At 60.1% G+C, this 13,629-nt stretch carries 18 protein-coding genes and 1 pseudogene; 8 read left to right on the top strand and 11 right to left on the bottom strand.

All coding sequences use genetic code 11. The features are described 5' to 3' along the window. The first annotated feature begins 306 nt into the window (after positions 1–306). The 3 genes from AC1RLU_RS23975 to AC1RLU_RS23965 all read left to right on the top strand — a co-directional run bounded on the left by AC1RLU_RS23975 (position 307) and on the right by AC1RLU_RS23965 (position 2,055). Positions 307–843: a GNAT family N-acetyltransferase gene (locus AC1RLU_RS23975; protein WP_492798617.1), complete on the top strand. Its 537-nt coding sequence runs from the start codon at positions 307–309 to the stop codon at positions 841–843. Positions 844–978: 135 nt separating this feature from the next. After that, entirely contained in the window at positions 979–1,278 is a 300-nt protein-coding gene (locus tag AC1RLU_RS23970; RefSeq protein WP_492798616.1) for a PRC-barrel domain containing protein, read from the top strand. 606 nt (positions 1,279–1,884) lie between these two features. Next, positions 1,885–2,055, top strand: a complete 171-nt coding sequence (locus tag AC1RLU_RS23965; RefSeq protein ID WP_492798615.1) for a hypothetical protein — start codon at positions 1,885–1,887, stop codon at positions 2,053–2,055. A 223-nt stretch (positions 2,056–2,278) separates the two neighbouring features. On the opposite strand, the gene AC1RLU_RS23960 is transcribed toward AC1RLU_RS23965, so the two are convergent. Together AC1RLU_RS23960 and AC1RLU_RS23955 are read right to left on the bottom strand one after the other, a co-directional pair. Next, positions 2,279–2,815, bottom strand: coding sequence for a PAS domain-containing protein (locus AC1RLU_RS23960; protein ID WP_492798614.1), 537 nt, complete (start codon positions 2,813–2,815; stop codon positions 2,279–2,281). Between the two features lie 290 nt (positions 2,816–3,105). Then, positions 3,106–4,563, bottom strand: a complete 1,458-nt coding sequence (locus AC1RLU_RS23955) for a GNAT family N-acetyltransferase (protein ID WP_492798613.1) — start codon at positions 4,561–4,563, stop codon at positions 3,106–3,108. A 133-nt stretch (positions 4,564–4,696) separates the two neighbouring features. Here AC1RLU_RS23955 and AC1RLU_RS23950 point away from each other — a divergent pair, with 133 nt between their 5' ends. Beyond that, the gene (locus AC1RLU_RS23950; protein WP_492798612.1) at positions 4,697–5,686 is read left to right on the top strand and encodes a LysR family transcriptional regulator; all 990 of its coding nucleotides are present in this window, start codon (positions 4,697–4,699) and stop codon (positions 5,684–5,686) included. 208 nt (positions 5,687–5,894) lie between these two features. Here AC1RLU_RS23950 and AC1RLU_RS23945 read toward each other — a convergent pair whose 3' ends face one another. The 4 genes and pseudogenes from AC1RLU_RS23945 to AC1RLU_RS23930 all read right to left on the bottom strand — a co-directional run bounded on the left by AC1RLU_RS23945 (position 5,895) and on the right by AC1RLU_RS23930 (position 8,252). Further along, positions 5,895–6,320, bottom strand: a complete 426-nt coding sequence (locus AC1RLU_RS23945; protein WP_492798611.1) for a helix-turn-helix domain-containing protein — start codon at positions 6,318–6,320, stop codon at positions 5,895–5,897. A gap of 451 nt (positions 6,321–6,771) precedes the next feature. Continuing rightward, on the bottom strand, positions 6,772–7,065 hold the full coding sequence (locus AC1RLU_RS23940) for a hypothetical protein (RefSeq protein ID WP_492798610.1): 294 nt from the start codon (positions 7,063–7,065) through the stop codon (positions 6,772–6,774). A 95-nt stretch (positions 7,066–7,160) separates the two neighbouring features. Further along, positions 7,161–7,562: pseudogene (locus tag AC1RLU_RS23935) on the bottom strand (DUF7696 family protein); the annotation flags it as partial. Between the two features lie 435 nt (positions 7,563–7,997). Continuing rightward, positions 7,998–8,252, bottom strand: a complete 255-nt coding sequence (locus tag AC1RLU_RS23930) for a hypothetical protein (protein ID WP_492798609.1) — start codon at positions 8,250–8,252, stop codon at positions 7,998–8,000. A 59-nt stretch (positions 8,253–8,311) separates the two neighbouring features. Between AC1RLU_RS23930 and AC1RLU_RS23925 the strand changes: the two genes are divergently transcribed. From AC1RLU_RS23925 to AC1RLU_RS23910, 4 genes are read left to right on the top strand one after another with little or no spacing between them, the layout of a single operon-like run. After that, the gene (locus AC1RLU_RS23925) at positions 8,312–8,530 is read left to right on the top strand and encodes a hypothetical protein (RefSeq protein WP_492798608.1); all 219 of its coding nucleotides are present in this window, start codon (positions 8,312–8,314) and stop codon (positions 8,528–8,530) included. Next, positions 8,527–10,596 carry an ATP-dependent helicase gene (locus tag AC1RLU_RS23920; RefSeq protein ID WP_492798607.1) on the top strand — a complete coding sequence of 690 codons (2,070 nt, stop codon included), beginning with the start codon at positions 8,527–8,529 and terminating at the stop codon, positions 10,594–10,596. Before AC1RLU_RS23925 ends, AC1RLU_RS23920 begins: the two co-directional genes overlap by 4 nt. Continuing rightward, positions 10,593–10,859, top strand: coding sequence for a hypothetical protein (locus AC1RLU_RS23915; RefSeq protein ID WP_492798606.1), 267 nt, complete (start codon positions 10,593–10,595; stop codon positions 10,857–10,859). Before AC1RLU_RS23920 ends, AC1RLU_RS23915 begins: the two co-directional genes overlap by 4 nt. 18 nt (positions 10,860–10,877) lie before the next feature. Then, the gene (locus AC1RLU_RS23910; protein ID WP_082617510.1) at positions 10,878–11,894 is read left to right on the top strand and encodes a PAS domain-containing protein; all 1,017 of its coding nucleotides are present in this window, start codon (positions 10,878–10,880) and stop codon (positions 11,892–11,894) included. On the opposite strand, the gene AC1RLU_RS23905 is transcribed toward AC1RLU_RS23910, so the two are convergent. The 5 genes from AC1RLU_RS23905 to AC1RLU_RS23885 form a co-directional block, all read right to left on the bottom strand. After that, positions 11,891–12,022, bottom strand: a complete 132-nt coding sequence (locus AC1RLU_RS23905) for a hypothetical protein (protein WP_492798605.1) — start codon at positions 12,020–12,022, stop codon at positions 11,891–11,893. The two genes, AC1RLU_RS23910 and AC1RLU_RS23905, sit on opposite strands and share 4 nt — an antisense overlap. After that, entirely contained in the window at positions 12,023–12,463 is a 441-nt protein-coding gene (locus AC1RLU_RS23900) for a hypothetical protein (protein ID WP_492798604.1), read from the bottom strand. Further along, on the bottom strand, positions 12,460–12,726 hold the full coding sequence (locus tag AC1RLU_RS23895; RefSeq protein WP_492798603.1) for a hypothetical protein: 267 nt from the start codon (positions 12,724–12,726) through the stop codon (positions 12,460–12,462). The genes AC1RLU_RS23900 and AC1RLU_RS23895 overlap by 4 nt, the downstream gene beginning before the upstream one ends. Continuing rightward, positions 12,716–12,982: a hypothetical protein gene (locus AC1RLU_RS23890; RefSeq protein WP_492798602.1), complete on the bottom strand. Its 267-nt coding sequence runs from the start codon at positions 12,980–12,982 to the stop codon at positions 12,716–12,718. The genes AC1RLU_RS23895 and AC1RLU_RS23890 overlap by 11 nt, the downstream gene beginning before the upstream one ends. Beyond that, positions 12,975–13,629, bottom strand: a 655-nt coding sequence (locus AC1RLU_RS23885) for a DUF1643 domain-containing protein (protein ID WP_492798601.1), incomplete at its 5' end; no start/stop codon positions are given. The genes AC1RLU_RS23890 and AC1RLU_RS23885, both read right to left, overlap by 8 nt.

The raw sequence follows: 13,629 nt of genomic DNA, 5'->3' as shown, positions 1-13,629 counted from the left end.
GCGCCGACGCTCGACTGAATTGCGGGCCCGGCGTTTATGGCAAGCATCGTCGCTGAGGCCGCTCAAACCGACCGATCGACCTGTCAGGCACAGATTGGATTGCTGCTATCGCGCTTTGTCTGGTCGCCCGGACATCATCTCCGCCCCATCAGCTCTGCTGGCGGGGCCTTTTCGTTTTGGCGGAACAAGTCGGAATCGGTCACGCCGACGCATAGAATGTGACCAAGCGGCTTAGGCAATTTCTGAAGGATCTATGGGTCGAAAGGAGCCATTCAACGCGCCGCTCGCTTCGCTTACACCTTAGCTATGGAAAGCCCCCCGCCCGAACTCAGAAGTGCTCGGCTCGTTCTTCGCAGGCCGAGCCCACATGATGTGCAAATTCGCCTCTCGCTGGGACGACATAAAGAAATCGTTGAGGCGTATGGCGGCGTTTTTGATCCGGCTGCCGCATTCACGAAAGCTCATGCCGAGGCCGCAGTTCGATTCATCGACAAGCAGGACTATGCTTGGGTCATCGACGCTGCTGGCTTCATCGGTCACATCCGCTTTCATACTCTTGTTCAAGCGGACAAAAGGGTGACGCTCGCAATCGGCATCGACGATCCCGCAGCACTCGGCAAAGGCTATGGATCGGAAGCGATAAAGCTCGCGCTGGCCTACGCTTTCAAGTGCGGCCTCCATCGTGTTTCTCTGCGTGTGCTCGCAACCAATAGCCGCGCCATAGCGTGCTATCGCAAGTGCGGCTTTGTCGAGGAAGGGCGTGAGAGGGAATCGGCGTTGCTCGCAGGCCAATGGCACGACGATATCATCATGGGACTGCTCGACACGGAATTCATTGCCTGACACGAGGTTCAGCTAAGGGGCGGGAGCGGACATCAAGAACAGTCCGGCCGCTCACGCTTCGCCGGTATTATCTTTCGCGCGGAACGCGAGCGCCCTCCCGCTGTTTGGAAAGGCATCCAGCAAAAGGAGGAAACCATGGACCATTCCAAACACGTCCGTCTCGCGCCGGCGGAGTTGACTGCGAGTGCTCTCGATGGAGCGACGATCTACGGACCTGGAGATGAGAAGATCGGCTCCGTTTCGCATACGCACGGCGCCGGCGCGTCTACCCAGGTCGTGATCGATGTCGGCGGCTTCCTTGGCATTGGAGCTAAGCCCGTATCCGTGCCGGTAAGCGATCTCGAATTCATGCGCGACGAAGACGGCGACGTTCATGCCGTCACGACCTGGACCAAGGATCAGCTCAAGGGGATGCCTGAGCACATCGATCCCTGAGCCAATTTGTTGAGTCGTCTTTTTGGCGCGGCTCGCCCAGCGGTGCCGAGCTTTTGGCTTCAGCCGCCGTCTCCGAAAGGGGGCGGCGGCCTTTTACCTTTTGGGGCTGCGTCTTTTGACAACATGCGGCGCGCTGCCTGGGCCTAATATCCCGTGGTCGCGCGGAGGCGGTAGATGCCATTCTCTTCGTTGAACCCTGAGGGTCGCGTCCGGGCTGAGGCTGCGTTGGCGCGAGCCTGGATACTGGTCGTTGCCAAAGGACTGGCCCGAAATAGCGATCTGGTCGATCACGACCGCATGGCCCGGATCATAGTCGGATTAGTCGGCGAAACGTCGAGCGAGGACGACTTGGTCTCTCTCACGGTCCAGAGCTTCGTTTCGGCGATCAGCTTTTGAAGCGCCGCCTGATCGCCGACGGCGAGGAACCTGAAGGACTTCGCGCGCGTTCCATGGCAGTTACACCTCGGAATGAACCTCGGCCCCGTCAGCTTAGGCTGGCGGGGCTTTTTTTCGTATTCCCACGGTTCTGTCTTTTGACAGGGCTGGTCGCTTCACTAGGGCCTAGGGTCCGGCATCGAATGATGCACCGACGATAACGAGGGCGGCTTGAGCGAGATCAATCCGGCCCGGAACGAAAGCCAGTTGGTGCAGCCCCCAACCTATGACTTGAAATTATGGGCATCGCTCCGCCAGTGGGAGCACCTGAACTCGCTGGCACGCAAAGAGCGCCGCAAGCAAGCACGGGCATTGGGCTATCGCCCGTCAAGGTGCATTTGATGCCGATCAGCGGCGGGGATTCGGTGCCCGCTCGCTTCTTCCGCCTTCGATCGGAGTTAGTCCCGGATGTACCGGCGGCTTCCGATCGAGGCCTTCGCCAGCCGATCTCTTCCTCTTTGCTGAATGCGATGTTCGCGGTGTGTCCTTGTCGGATCGTGCACCCGTCCATAGCGACGAAGGGCGACTATCGAGAGGTATGTGGGACTGTCGGCGCCGCCGCGCCTTAGCTGACGACCGCGATGCAAGGCCTTGGCTTCTGCAGCGATAATTCAAGGGAAGCAAGCCGCGATCCGACCTCCATCAGCGCCATGTTGATGAAGTGCGTCAGGTCCCTCTCGCCAGCTGCTTTCGCCATCTCAGCTGAAGCGAGCAAGTGATCAGCGACGATCGAAAGCGGGTGCTCGGCGCGCCCATTATAGATATGCGCAGCACCTAGATACTCCGCAGGCCGGCCGCCCGCTTTGGCCCGTACGCAGGTTCCTGTAGCTTCGATGCGACGAAACTCATCCTCGACCAGCAACCGAAAGCTGAAGCCGATATCGCCGCCGAAATAAGACGCGCGATCGATGGCCTGAAAGAAGCCAGTCTGGTCTGCTGGGTGAATGAATTGAGCCAAGCGGCTCACCCTCACCCCTGAGCGGCCTGCGGCCGGATCGATTCCGAACAGAACCGCGATCTCTTCGCCAATGAAGATCAGGTCTTTCGACACCAGCCAACGCCAGGCCCCTAGAAAACGTGCCACATCATAGTGAAGTTGCATCGTGCCCTCCGTCGTCGATTGGATTGAGGAGAAATGCTCCCCTGCTAGAACGCAGGAGAGCGGAGGCGGATTACCGGCCGTGTGGAGAGAAAGCCCCCCGTGGCGAAGGAGAGGGGAAAGCGCTAACCGCCCTATCCTCGATGGCTTTGCGGGTTGTAAGCTCGGTCTTCACCAGACCGAGCAGCGCCGTGCTCACGGGGTCGACTTTCGAGACGTCCCAGATCAGATCATCGACCTGCTTGATCAGAGTCTGGATGTCTCGGCGCTGGTAAGGCACAGGCGGCCACGCATCAATCATGGTCGTTCAACCCCTTGATCTTGCCGTAGATGAGCGGCGGCCATGAATTGGCGTTGCCGTCTGGCGCCTCGCCGTAGAACGGGTTCATGCAGCCGGGGATGTCGCGATCCGGGTACATGGTCGTGGGACTGACGCCGGGCACCCATTGGCCGTTAACGAGTCCCTTGCTGTCGATCTGGGGAGGGGGAGCGGAAGACTCGGAAACGGGAGCGTTCCGCTCGGCCGGGTCGGCACCGAACGCCTTGTTCGGAACAAGCTCCGAACTTGATTGCTCTTCCAGCGGGCCAGGTCGATCCCATTGCCCCTCAGGTCGGATCAGGACAGCCGCACCGGATAGGTGCGTCATGGGCGCAGACTTCGGCTCAGTCTCGAGGTCCATCTCGTAGTAGACCTCGTCGGTGAGGTAACTGAGCCCCGGTCCTGGCCGCTGGACGAAGCCGAAATGTTTCCAGAGCTTGAGGAGAGGCTGAGCTGCCTGGCCATAGAAGCGGCGATAGCCCTTGTCCTGCCCGAAAGCGATTGCCGCTCGCACGAGGTCGAGGGCAAGTCCGCCACGGCATCTCGGGAGGACTGCCAGCCGTTCGATTTTGATGAAGTCGGCCCAGTAGCGCAGCCGGATGCAGCCGGCCGGCTCATCGCCGAAGTAGCCGAGCAGATGGGTGGCGGTGAAGTCGTTTCCGTCGACGTCTTCCTGGTATGGAATGCTCCGATCCTCGACATAGGCGGCGCCGCGGATGGCGATGCACTTCAGGACGTCGTCGAGCGAGTGAACGACGGTGACGGAGTTCTTCTTGGTGCCGACATTCTCGCCCGGAAGATAGTTGTCATACGGCTTCCTGCCACGCGCCAGATCCGGCATGGCACAGCTCATGAGGGTGCTCGAATGGAGCATCTCGTAGGTTGCGCCCATCACGAAGCCCATGTTCTCGAAGAAGTAGCGGGCTTGCACGTTGGCAGGCTTGCAGAAGATCGGCAGGTCGCGGTTTTTCGCGCTGGTCATTCGCTCCATGACCAGCGACATGCCGCCGCCTTGTCCGCCAGGAAGATAGATGAACCAGAAATAGAGGGCGGCGGCCCGTTCATGCGGGCGGCATATGAACTTCAGATCGGGATTGCCGGTATCGAGTTCGCCCGTGAACAGCGCGCGAGCTCCCTCCTGATTCAGCGGCAGGTGCGCCAGAATGCCGATCGGGTCGCGGCCGGGCGCCTCGAACCACTGACGCGCGAATGCGGAGATGGTGTCCGGATTATGCCGGTAGACCTTCATCACCGTATCGAGCGTGGCCAGCCCCGGTACATCGCGTCTTGCCATTTGCATGGAATGATCGATGATCTTTTCGGTAGGGCTGAATGTGGTGTAACCGCGCCCGTAGCGCATGTAGTTCAGCGTCCGAAAATTGCGCTCGCTTCGCGCAATCTTGAAGCTCTCCTGTGAGTAGTTGATTCCCATAACGCAAATCCTTCTGGATACGTGGAACTAGGTACGCAACAAGGAAAGGTTAACCTAGATTTGTGGGGGCGGGGATAGAATGAAAATGACGCACGTGAGGTCAGATGGTGCTCACTCAGACGCGAGAGGAGCAATGAATCTCAACTGGGATGACATACGAATCTTTCTCAAGCTGGCTCAGCTGGGTAGTATTCGCGCGGTCTCCTCGGAGACCGGGCACTCCCCCGCGGCCGTGCGGAATCGAATCAGTGACCTGGAAGCGCAGACCAGCGCGGTTCTCTTCCACCGGACGAAAAAGGGTATGATCCTGACGGATACCGGCGGGCGCCTTGTGGCCGTCGCTGAAAATATCCAGCGGCAAACTAACATTTTCGCGACAATACCAAGCCGTGAGAAGGCTGCCCTGCGCTCAACCGTTCGCGTCGGGATAACGGAAGGGCTGGGAGTTTTCTGGCTGACGCCAATGCTAGGCGACTTGCGTAGCGGTCATCCTGACATTCAATTCGATTTGAAATGCTCGATGACGCCGCCCAAGATATCGGAGTTGGAGGTCGATCTGGCGATACAGCTCGATAAGCCCACAGATCCGAATCTAATGGTCCGCAAGATCGGCAATCTGCATGTCGTTCTCTACGCAGCAGAAAGCTACATCGCAGCACACGGCGCTCCGGAGAGTAAGTCTGACGTTGAGAAGCATCAATTCATTGATATCGTTGCGCCACAAATACGCAGTGAGAAAGTTGAAGAGGAGATGACGCGGGAGGATAAGCGACGATTTGTAAACATCCGCGTCAACACCAGCTCAGCCCAATTTGTTTCTGTCATCAGCGGCTTGGGTGTCACTGCGCTGCCAACATATGCTCCCGTCGTTTCGAGAGGGCTTGTGCATGTTGCGAAGGATTTTGTACTGCTTCGCGATATATGGCTAGCATACCACCCGCAGGCTGCTGAGCTGTGTCATGTTCGACGGACGATCGACTGGATCATTTCGTCCTTCAATCCAGCGATCTATCCCTGGTTCCGTGAGAAATATATCGCGCCGGCCGAGATCGAAGCCTTCATGGCCACCCAGGATCGCAAAAGTTTGTTTACTCCGTCGTGCGCTCTTAGCCTTGCTTCCTGACCCTGCTGGGGGGCCGGGCAAAAAGCTGGGTGACGAATGCTCGGCGGCGATGAGAATGAACTGGCAGGCTTGATTGGCCGAGTTCGCAAGCTGGCGTTGGACGCTGAGCATCTCAATAGTGCTCTCGTCAACGAACTGTTGGCGAGTGCTGAGCGCGAGCTTCGGGGCCTGCTGGAGGACGGTGGTGCCGATCACACGGAGCCGTCGACTACTTCTGCTCCGAACGATCAGCTTCTTCGGCAAGGGCTTCGACTACGTCGATGATCCGCCGGCGAACCCGGCCGCTTTTGATCTGCGCAAAAGCCTTGGTCAGCTGGACGCCCTCGCTGGTGGCCAGGAATTCCGAAATATAATTTGTCGATGTGGAATCCGCGAAGCCGGGGTCCGGCACATCGCCTGTAGGCGCGCCGTCAAAGAAGAAGGAGACCGGCACATCCAGCATCTTGGCGATCTGCTGGAGGCGGCTCGCGCTGATGCGGTTGGAGCCCTTCTCGTATTTCTGCACCTGCTGGAAGGTCAGCCCGAGTGCATCGCCCAGCTTCTCCTGGCTGACGCCCGCGAGCATCCGACGCATGCGGACGCGACTACCGACATGCTTGTCGATCGGATTTGGTAACTTAATGACCACGGACATTCCCTTTCACTGCCAATAACTGGAGGGCTCGACGAAATAGCCGGGCCGCTCAGAACCGCTGCTCGATGGGATAGGCGTAGGCAACACAACCGATGCGCGAATTAGCCCAAAGCTTGCTGATGGCTCAGGCATTGGAAACGCGCCGCGCCCTTAGCACAAAAGGACGCGATTGGAACCCGCTAAACTGACGCCCTTGATATCAATGAAGCGAAATTGCTGCCGCATCGAACGCAATTTATAATTGCATAACCTATAATTTGCGTACTGCGATTGGTCGGATTTACGGCAAGGGCAATGTCCGAACGTAGCCGGCAGTCCGCCTGTTATGAACTGGAACAAGGATCAGCTTAAAGCGATGTCGGAGTATACCTATCCCTGAACACACAGGTCGGTTTCATGTGCAGGCCCCGCCGCGGAAGCTGACGGGGCCATTTTCTTATGGCTGCTGAATTTATCTGCTTTCCACAACGCGGCAGCCATCGCCCCCGTGTCCGCGGCAGAAGTTCAAGGCTGCTTTGCGCGCTTCCGCGATATCGGCTTTGCCATAGGCATAGCCGCAACCTTTGGTCTTACCTTTTGCAAAGGCCTTTGGGGCTTTGGATGTGTCGTACACTCCGTAACCCTTTTGGCAGCCCGCACCCATGCCGGCAGGCATGGCCAACGCAGGCGCAGAAATCAGCAGAAGCGCGATCGCGCTCGTCAGCCCCAATAGTTTCATAATATCCCCTTGTTGCCCTTTGGTCATGTCGACATGAACCCAATAGCTGACGACGGCAGCGTTGCAAGAGGGGTCGAAGATTTGGCAATTCGGCAAGGGTTCTCAAGAAACACAATGCGGCCTCAGACGTGGCGGAACAACGGCGGGCGTTGCGCAGTTGCTTCGACATCGTCAGATGGGAGGCTCCAATGGGATTGATCGAGATCAGTGTCGTTCTGGCCTGCGCTTCGGCCTTCGGTTTCTACATTGCCGACGCGCAGGAATGAGGTCATGGACGAGCCGCTGATGGTTGCCGTTGGAATAGTGGCCGTGGCAGCGATTGCGTGGATTGCATCGCGCCGTTGGGACTTATAGTCCGGCCGCGCCTTCAGCGCCGCATACCGATCGATCTCGGCGCGGAGCTGCGCGACGGCGGCATCGCCTCGGATCTGCCGAACGCCGCGCATGCCGTCTTTGACGCCGTCGAGCGCCTCATTCCGCTGAGCAAGCGGCATGTTGGCCCGATTCCTGACCTCGCATTCGTGCTTCCACTCCTCCTACCAGGTCGAGACCTCGCGGCCGGCGAAGATGGAATAGACGTGCGGCGGATGGTCGGGTGGGAAAGGCCTCTGCGAATCTCTGAGGCGGGCTCGCTACCAATATCCTTTTCGAGCGCGACTGGCATCTCGCCGCTTACCTCGGCCGCGGTGCCATATCGCGCCGACGCGATCGCGGGGATCGAAATCCTCGCCCTTGATTGCCTCGCGAAATTGCTCCGCCTGATCCCGATCGCCGAAGCAGTAGACCTCATAGCTTCGCGCCCCATCGCCAACTTGAAAGCGACGCGGGCAGAGGCTCGACAGAGGTCCCAACGAATTGAAGTAGCCGAGGCCGCGCCCTTCAAAGAGTGAGACCGCTACCTGATGCGGAAAGTCGCGGTTGATCTGCGTGTCGCTCGGTTGACCCCTTGCTCTCATGCTTCACAACGCCCTGATCTGCTCCTCGAACTCCTCGGGGATCGCGCCGTGGCGCGCCAGGACGTCGAGCGCGCTGACCTCGCCGGTTTCATCGTCGGCGGTGACGTGGATGACTGCCACGCCTTCAGCAGTTCGCCCCAGGCGCTCGCCCTCATTCAAGGCGTGGTGCTTCGTCTTCGCCAGCACCCGCTGGCCCGGCACCAGACGCTTCCGGTGCGTCTTGAAGGGCTGGAGGAAGAACGTGTCGATGCTGGCCATGGCTTGACTCCTCGGGTTGGTTTGTTCTCATAATGTTCTCGTGCCCGAGGACGCAAGCCATGTCAGCCGAACCAGTAGAAGATTCCGACGAGGCGAACGAAATCGAATGGGAGATCAATGATCTCGTAGCTGAGCATGGAAGCGAGCGCGCCGCGCTACGTGCCGTTTTGCACGATTTCAATGTCCTGTTGGCAGATGCTGATCGCTCGGTCTCCCGCGGGTTCCTTCGAGGGGTGTTCTCGCAGGGAGCGCGGCCGGTGCGGGAGCCGAAGGCATGAATGCCGTCTCCCCAATCGGCTATCTCGACGCTCTCAATTCGGCACAGCGGCGCGCGGTGACCCATGGTGTCGGCGCCGTGACGGCATCCCCCCTGCTTGTGATTGCCGGGGCAGGCTCCGGCAAAACCAACACGTTGGCGCATCGTGTCGCCCATCTCATGGTGAGCGGCGCCGATCCGCGGCGCATCCTGCTAATGACTTTCTCGCGCCGGGCAGCCGGCGAAATGGCGAAGCGCGTTGAGCGGATCACCCGCAAAGTTCTCGGGGAGGGCGCTGGCGTCCTGAACGACGCTCTCAGTTGGGCAGGCACATTTCACGGAATCGGAGCGCGGCTCCTGCGCGATTGTGCCGATCAGCTTGGTCTTGATCCCGCGTTCACGATCCACGATCGGGAAGACTCCGCCGACCAGATGAACCTGGTCCGCCACGAGCTCGGCTTCTCCAAGACGGAGTCACGGTTTCCGACGAAAGGCACCTGTCTGGCGATTTATTCGCGCTGCGTGAATGCCGAGCGGCCGATCGAGGAGGTTCTTGGGCAGTCCTACCCGTGGTGTGTTGCCTGGGCGGCCGAACTCAAGGACCTGTTCGCCGCCTATGTCGACGCGAAGCAGCAACAGAATGTCCTCGATTATGATGATTTACTGCTCTACTGGGCGCAAGCGATGACCGATCCCGATATCGCGGCTGATATCGGCGCGCGCTTCGATCATGTCATGGTCGACGAATACCAGGATACCAACCGGCTCCAGTCCTCGATCCTGCTCGCGCTCAAGCCGGATGGGCGGGGTCTAACGGTCGTGGGCGACGATGCTCAGTCGATCTATTCGTTCCGCGCGGCGACCGTCCGCAACATCCTCGACTTTCCGTCCGCTTTCGTGCCGCCGGCCGAAATCGTCACGCTCGACCAGAACTACCGCTCGACCAGCGCGATCCTCTCGGCAGCGAATGCGGTGATCGATCTGGCAGCGGAGCGCTTCACCAAGAACCTCTGGACCGATCGTGCAGCCGGATCGCAGCCGCAGCTCGTTCATGTTCGAGATGAGGCTGACCAGGCGCGTTTCATCGCGGAGAAGGTACTGGAGAACCGCGAGGGCGGCTCGACGCTGAAACAGCAGGCGGTGCTGTTTCGAGCTTCCCATCACAGCGGCCCGCTCGAAATCGAGCTCACGCGCCGGAATATCCCGTTCGTCAAATTCGGCGGTCTGAAGTTCCTCGACAGCGCTCATATCAAGGATCTGCTGGCGCTCCTGCGCTTCGTCGAGAACCCGCGTGACAAAGTGGCTGGCTTTCGGGTGCTGCAGCTGCTGCCCGGTGTTGGGCCGACATCGGCGCAGCGTGTCCTTGAGCATATGGCGCAGGCGTCGGCGCCGATCGAATCCCTCGATAGCGCCCCGGCTCCACCTCGAGCCGGCGAAGACTGGGGCGCGTTCGTAACCGCGATCGGGGAGCTGCGCGCCGGCTCTGCCGGTTGGCCAGCCGAGATCGAGCGTGCCCGCCGATGGTATGAACCTCACCTGGAGCGCATCCACGAGGATGCCAGCACGAGGCAAGCCGATCTCGTGCAACTGGAGCAGATCGCCAGCGGCTACCCATCGCGAGAGCGCTTCCTGACCGAACTGACGCTGGATCCTCCCGACGCAACCAGCGACCAAGCAGGCGTGCCGCATCTCGATGAGGACTATCTGATCTTGTCGACGATCCATTCAGCCAAGGGGCAGGAATGGAAGTCAGTCTTCGTCATGAACACGGTCGACGGCTGCATTCCGATCGACCTTGGCGCCGGCGCCAGGGACGAGATCGAGGAGGAGCGGCGCCTGCTGTATGTCGCGATGACGCGGGCCAAGGACGACCTGCATCTCGTCGTGCCGCAGCGCTTCTTCACGTATGGGCAGTCCGCGACCGGCGACCGGCATGTGTATGCCAATCGCACCCGCTTCATCCCGAACGCGCTTCTCGGACAGTTCGAGCGGTCGGCCTGGCCGATCTCTGCTTCCGAAGACACGCGAGCGCCCTCTGGAGGTCCAAAGGTCGACGTTAGGGCGAAGATGCGCGGGATGTGGCGATGAACCTTTCCGTTATGCAGGCTCATCCAATCGCCTTCGGGATGCCGCTCATGCTCCCGGTGTTCCGAAAGGCCGTTCGAGCGGGCTTGCCCGTCATCCTAACGACGCCGGAGGAATGCGAGGCCTGGATGACGGCGCCGTGGGAAGAGGCGAGGGCACTGCAACGGCCGCTTGCGGATGGCGCGCTCGATATCGTGGCTCGGGGTGTCAAAAAAGATGGCGACGACTCGGAACCAGAGCTACCGAAGCAAGTATCTTTGCTCTGAGAACTTGGGGAATCTCCGTTGCCGCTGAACGAGGCACTGAAGCAGTTACGCTCGCGCGAAGACGAGCTCGCACGCGTGCAGCGCATCGGGCAAATCGGGGGCCTTGAAGTCGATCTCAGAGAAGGCGCGTTTCGCAACCAGCGATCCCCGGAATACCTGGCGGTTCATGGATTGCCGGCCGATGCTGCGAACGAAAGTCACGAGGCGTGGGTTGCGCGGATCCATCCCGAGGATCGCGATCGAGTCGTAAGCCATTTCCAACAAAGCGTTGATAGCTTCGACACCGACTATGAGGTCGAATATCGGATAATCCGACCGTCCGACGGAGAGACCCGATGGATCTTGGCCAAGGCTGAAATTCAACGTGATGATCTCGGGAAACCGATCAAGCTCATTGGAGCCCACATCGACATTACCGCACGCCGTACGGCAGAAGAGCAGCGCGAGTTGATCGCCCGCGAACTGCAGCACCGCATTGGCAACATTTTTAGCGTGGTCAGCAGCCTCATTTCGATGGGCGCTCGCGCGGAGCCTGCAGCTGCAAAATTTGCAGATGAAATCATCGGCCGGTTGACCGCGCTGCACAGGGCCCACGGCATCGTCCTGGATAAGAACGGCGATGAGTCTTCGGACAATCTGCCCGATCTGATTGGCCGCCTGATTGCGCCCTACAATGCCGAAGGTAGCATTCGGATCAGTGTTGGCGGCGATAAGGTTCGCATCGGACGCTCCAGTTCGACATCCATTGCCCTTATCATTCACGAGCTTGCGACGAATGCCGTCAAGCACGGCGCACTTTCAATCCCGACGGGGAACGTGCGGATAGAAGTTAAGGGTTCCGGCGAGCACGTCGTCTTGGTGTGGGAGGAGCGCGGTGGACCAGCCGTCGTCGGGTCACCCCATAGGCAAGGCTTCGGTAGCCTGCTCGTGGATCGTGCGGCCAAAGCGCAACTCGGCGCTCTTATGCGGTTTGACTGGAATCCCGCGGGGCTGGTTGTCCAGATCGAAATGTCTGCAGACAAGATCGGTGTCTAGCCGAACACAGCCGCCCAAAGCCTCCGCGCCTGACCGAAGAAAACCGCCCACCAGATGACGGCTCCGGCCGCCATCGGGATCAGCAGCCACCAGCGGGCGATGAACGAAGGGTAGGACTTCTCCTTCATCTACTCCCCCTGCGCCCGTATGGCTGCGGCAATTGAGGTTGCTGCGTCGATCTGGCCGCAATCGTAATCCTCGCCACGTTGCCCTGCCAGCAATGACCGACATGGCAACTTGTCGTGCGTCTCCGCAATCTTAGCGCACCTTTCCCTCTCCGCAGCGAGCGCGGCTTCTGCGGCTAGCGCGCGGGCTTCGAGCTTGCGGCATTCCTCGCGGTGACAGCAGGCGTTGAAGATGCCGCCGATGCCGGCGCTGGGCGGCGTCGTCATCTTGGCGATCTCTTCGACGAACTTCTGATGGCCCCGCTCAGCGCGAATGCGGGTCAGGCGTTGAACGGTCCCGAGAGGCCAAGTCTCCGGGGCGTAGGGGTTGAGCCCTAGCCATACTGCTGAGAGGCGGTCTTCGTCTCCCGGCACCTCGGCAGGGGCGTCCCTCTCAGAGGTCATGACGTGGGCCTCCACATCATCGGTTGGTCGGATTGAACCTCGTCCGCGTTGGATGCCCAGCAAGCGCCATCAGTCCAACAGGGCGGGTGCTTCTCTTCCTCGGTGGCGACCCAAGCACCCACGCTCTTGCCGTCCTCGTCCTCGAAGCCGTGGCGCTCCCACCGTGCTTTCATCTCGAAGCCGTCGAATGTGCGGATTTCGATATCGCGCCCGTCCTTCGGCGCCGACTTGATCGGCCGCCAGTCCACCTTCTCACCGGTCATGGCTGGCCTCGTCTAGGGCGCGGCGGGTTCTCGAGAGGGCGTCGGTTTTCGCCTGCTCGAGATCGCACGGTTCAGAGTGGGTATTCCACCGATGGTCTCGAGGCACGTCGAGGCTGTAGGAGTACCACCCGCCAGACTTGGCCGGCGTGACGACCGCGTAATCAACGCCGGCCCGGCGAAGTCGATAGCTGGCATTGTTGTAGCCGCCTGGTTCGTAGTTCCATCGAAGCGGCGCGCGTCTCATCTTCTCAGCCATGCTCTGCCTCCGGGGGATATTTAGAGTGCGCATCCGCGAGGTTCCGGCCAGAGCCTAGGCGCCTCGGGTACGGCATCAGCGGGGCGTCGCCAGCGATGTAGAGCGGGTGTTTCGGAAAGCCGTCTTTCGTGATGCCGAGGGCCATCAGGTTGGCGCCGTAGCCTTTCGCCCACTGTACGAAGAACGAGCCGTTGCCCTTGGTGCCCCACGCGCAGACGACGGGGCGTCCGTTGGCTTCCATGAGTGCGTCGTGCAGATAGCTCTCGTTCTTGGGACCTACCTTGCTGGCGTCGTTCGGCAGGTTCTTAGGATCGGTAGCCCGATAGGCATAGAGATTTACGACGACTATCCCGCCTGCGCTCTCGCGCTTTGCAAAGCCGATGCAGCGTCGAATGGTAGGATCGTCGATATCCGCGTCCGCTGTGCTCGGGTTGAGCATGACGAAGGTCATCGGCGGGCGGTCGGAATCCCAGTGCCGGGTCAGCCGATAGCGATAGGCGCCGCAATCGGAAATGCGCGCGGTCTTGATGACGGCCGGCGCGATGCCGGGCAAGGTCTCGCAGATGCCAACCCCTATCATTCCCCAACCCTCCCGGCAGAGGTGGACTGAGACAGGGCGGATCGGATCGTTTGGAGAAACCGCCATA

The organism is Allobosea sp. GW822-FHT05A11, from assembly GCF_058800455.1.
The sequence above is the reverse complement of the archived record's forward strand: the minus strand, read 5'-3'. Positions and strand labels throughout refer to the sequence as shown.

Coding starts and splice junctions, on each gene's coding strand:
- AC1RLU_RS23975 (WP_492798617.1), top strand. CDS start 307: ATGGAAAGCCCCCCGCCCGAACTCAGAAGTGCTCGGCTCGTTCTTCGC.
- AC1RLU_RS23970 (WP_492798616.1), top strand. CDS start 979: ATGGACCATTCCAAACACGTCCGTCTCGCGCCGGCGGAGTTGACTGCG.
- AC1RLU_RS23960 (WP_492798614.1), bottom strand. CDS start 2,815: ATGCAACTTCACTATGATGTGGCACGTTTTCTAGGGGCCTGGCGTTGG.
- AC1RLU_RS23955 (WP_492798613.1), bottom strand. CDS start 4,563: ATGGGAATCAACTACTCACAGGAGAGCTTCAAGATTGCGCGAAGCGAG.
- AC1RLU_RS23950 (WP_492798612.1), top strand. CDS start 4,697: ATGAATCTCAACTGGGATGACATACGAATCTTTCTCAAGCTGGCTCAG.
- AC1RLU_RS23945 (WP_492798611.1), bottom strand. CDS start 6,320: ATGTCCGTGGTCATTAAGTTACCAAATCCGATCGACAAGCATGTCGGT.
- AC1RLU_RS23940 (WP_492798610.1), bottom strand. CDS start 7,065: ATGACCAAAGGGCAACAAGGGGATATTATGAAACTATTGGGGCTGACG.
- AC1RLU_RS23930 (WP_492798609.1), bottom strand. CDS start 8,252: ATGGCCAGCATCGACACGTTCTTCCTCCAGCCCTTCAAGACGCACCGG.
- AC1RLU_RS23925 (WP_492798608.1), top strand. CDS start 8,312: ATGTCAGCCGAACCAGTAGAAGATTCCGACGAGGCGAACGAAATCGAA.
- AC1RLU_RS23920 (WP_492798607.1), top strand. CDS start 8,527: ATGAATGCCGTCTCCCCAATCGGCTATCTCGACGCTCTCAATTCGGCA.
- AC1RLU_RS23915 (WP_492798606.1), top strand. CDS start 10,593: ATGAACCTTTCCGTTATGCAGGCTCATCCAATCGCCTTCGGGATGCCG.
- AC1RLU_RS23905 (WP_492798605.1), bottom strand. CDS start 12,022: ATGAAGGAGAAGTCCTACCCTTCGTTCATCGCCCGCTGGTGGCTGCTG.
- AC1RLU_RS23900 (WP_492798604.1), bottom strand. CDS start 12,463: ATGACCTCTGAGAGGGACGCCCCTGCCGAGGTGCCGGGAGACGAAGAC.
- AC1RLU_RS23895 (WP_492798603.1), bottom strand. CDS start 12,726: ATGACCGGTGAGAAGGTGGACTGGCGGCCGATCAAGTCGGCGCCGAAG.
- AC1RLU_RS23890 (WP_492798602.1), bottom strand. CDS start 12,982: ATGGCTGAGAAGATGAGACGCGCGCCGCTTCGATGGAACTACGAACCA.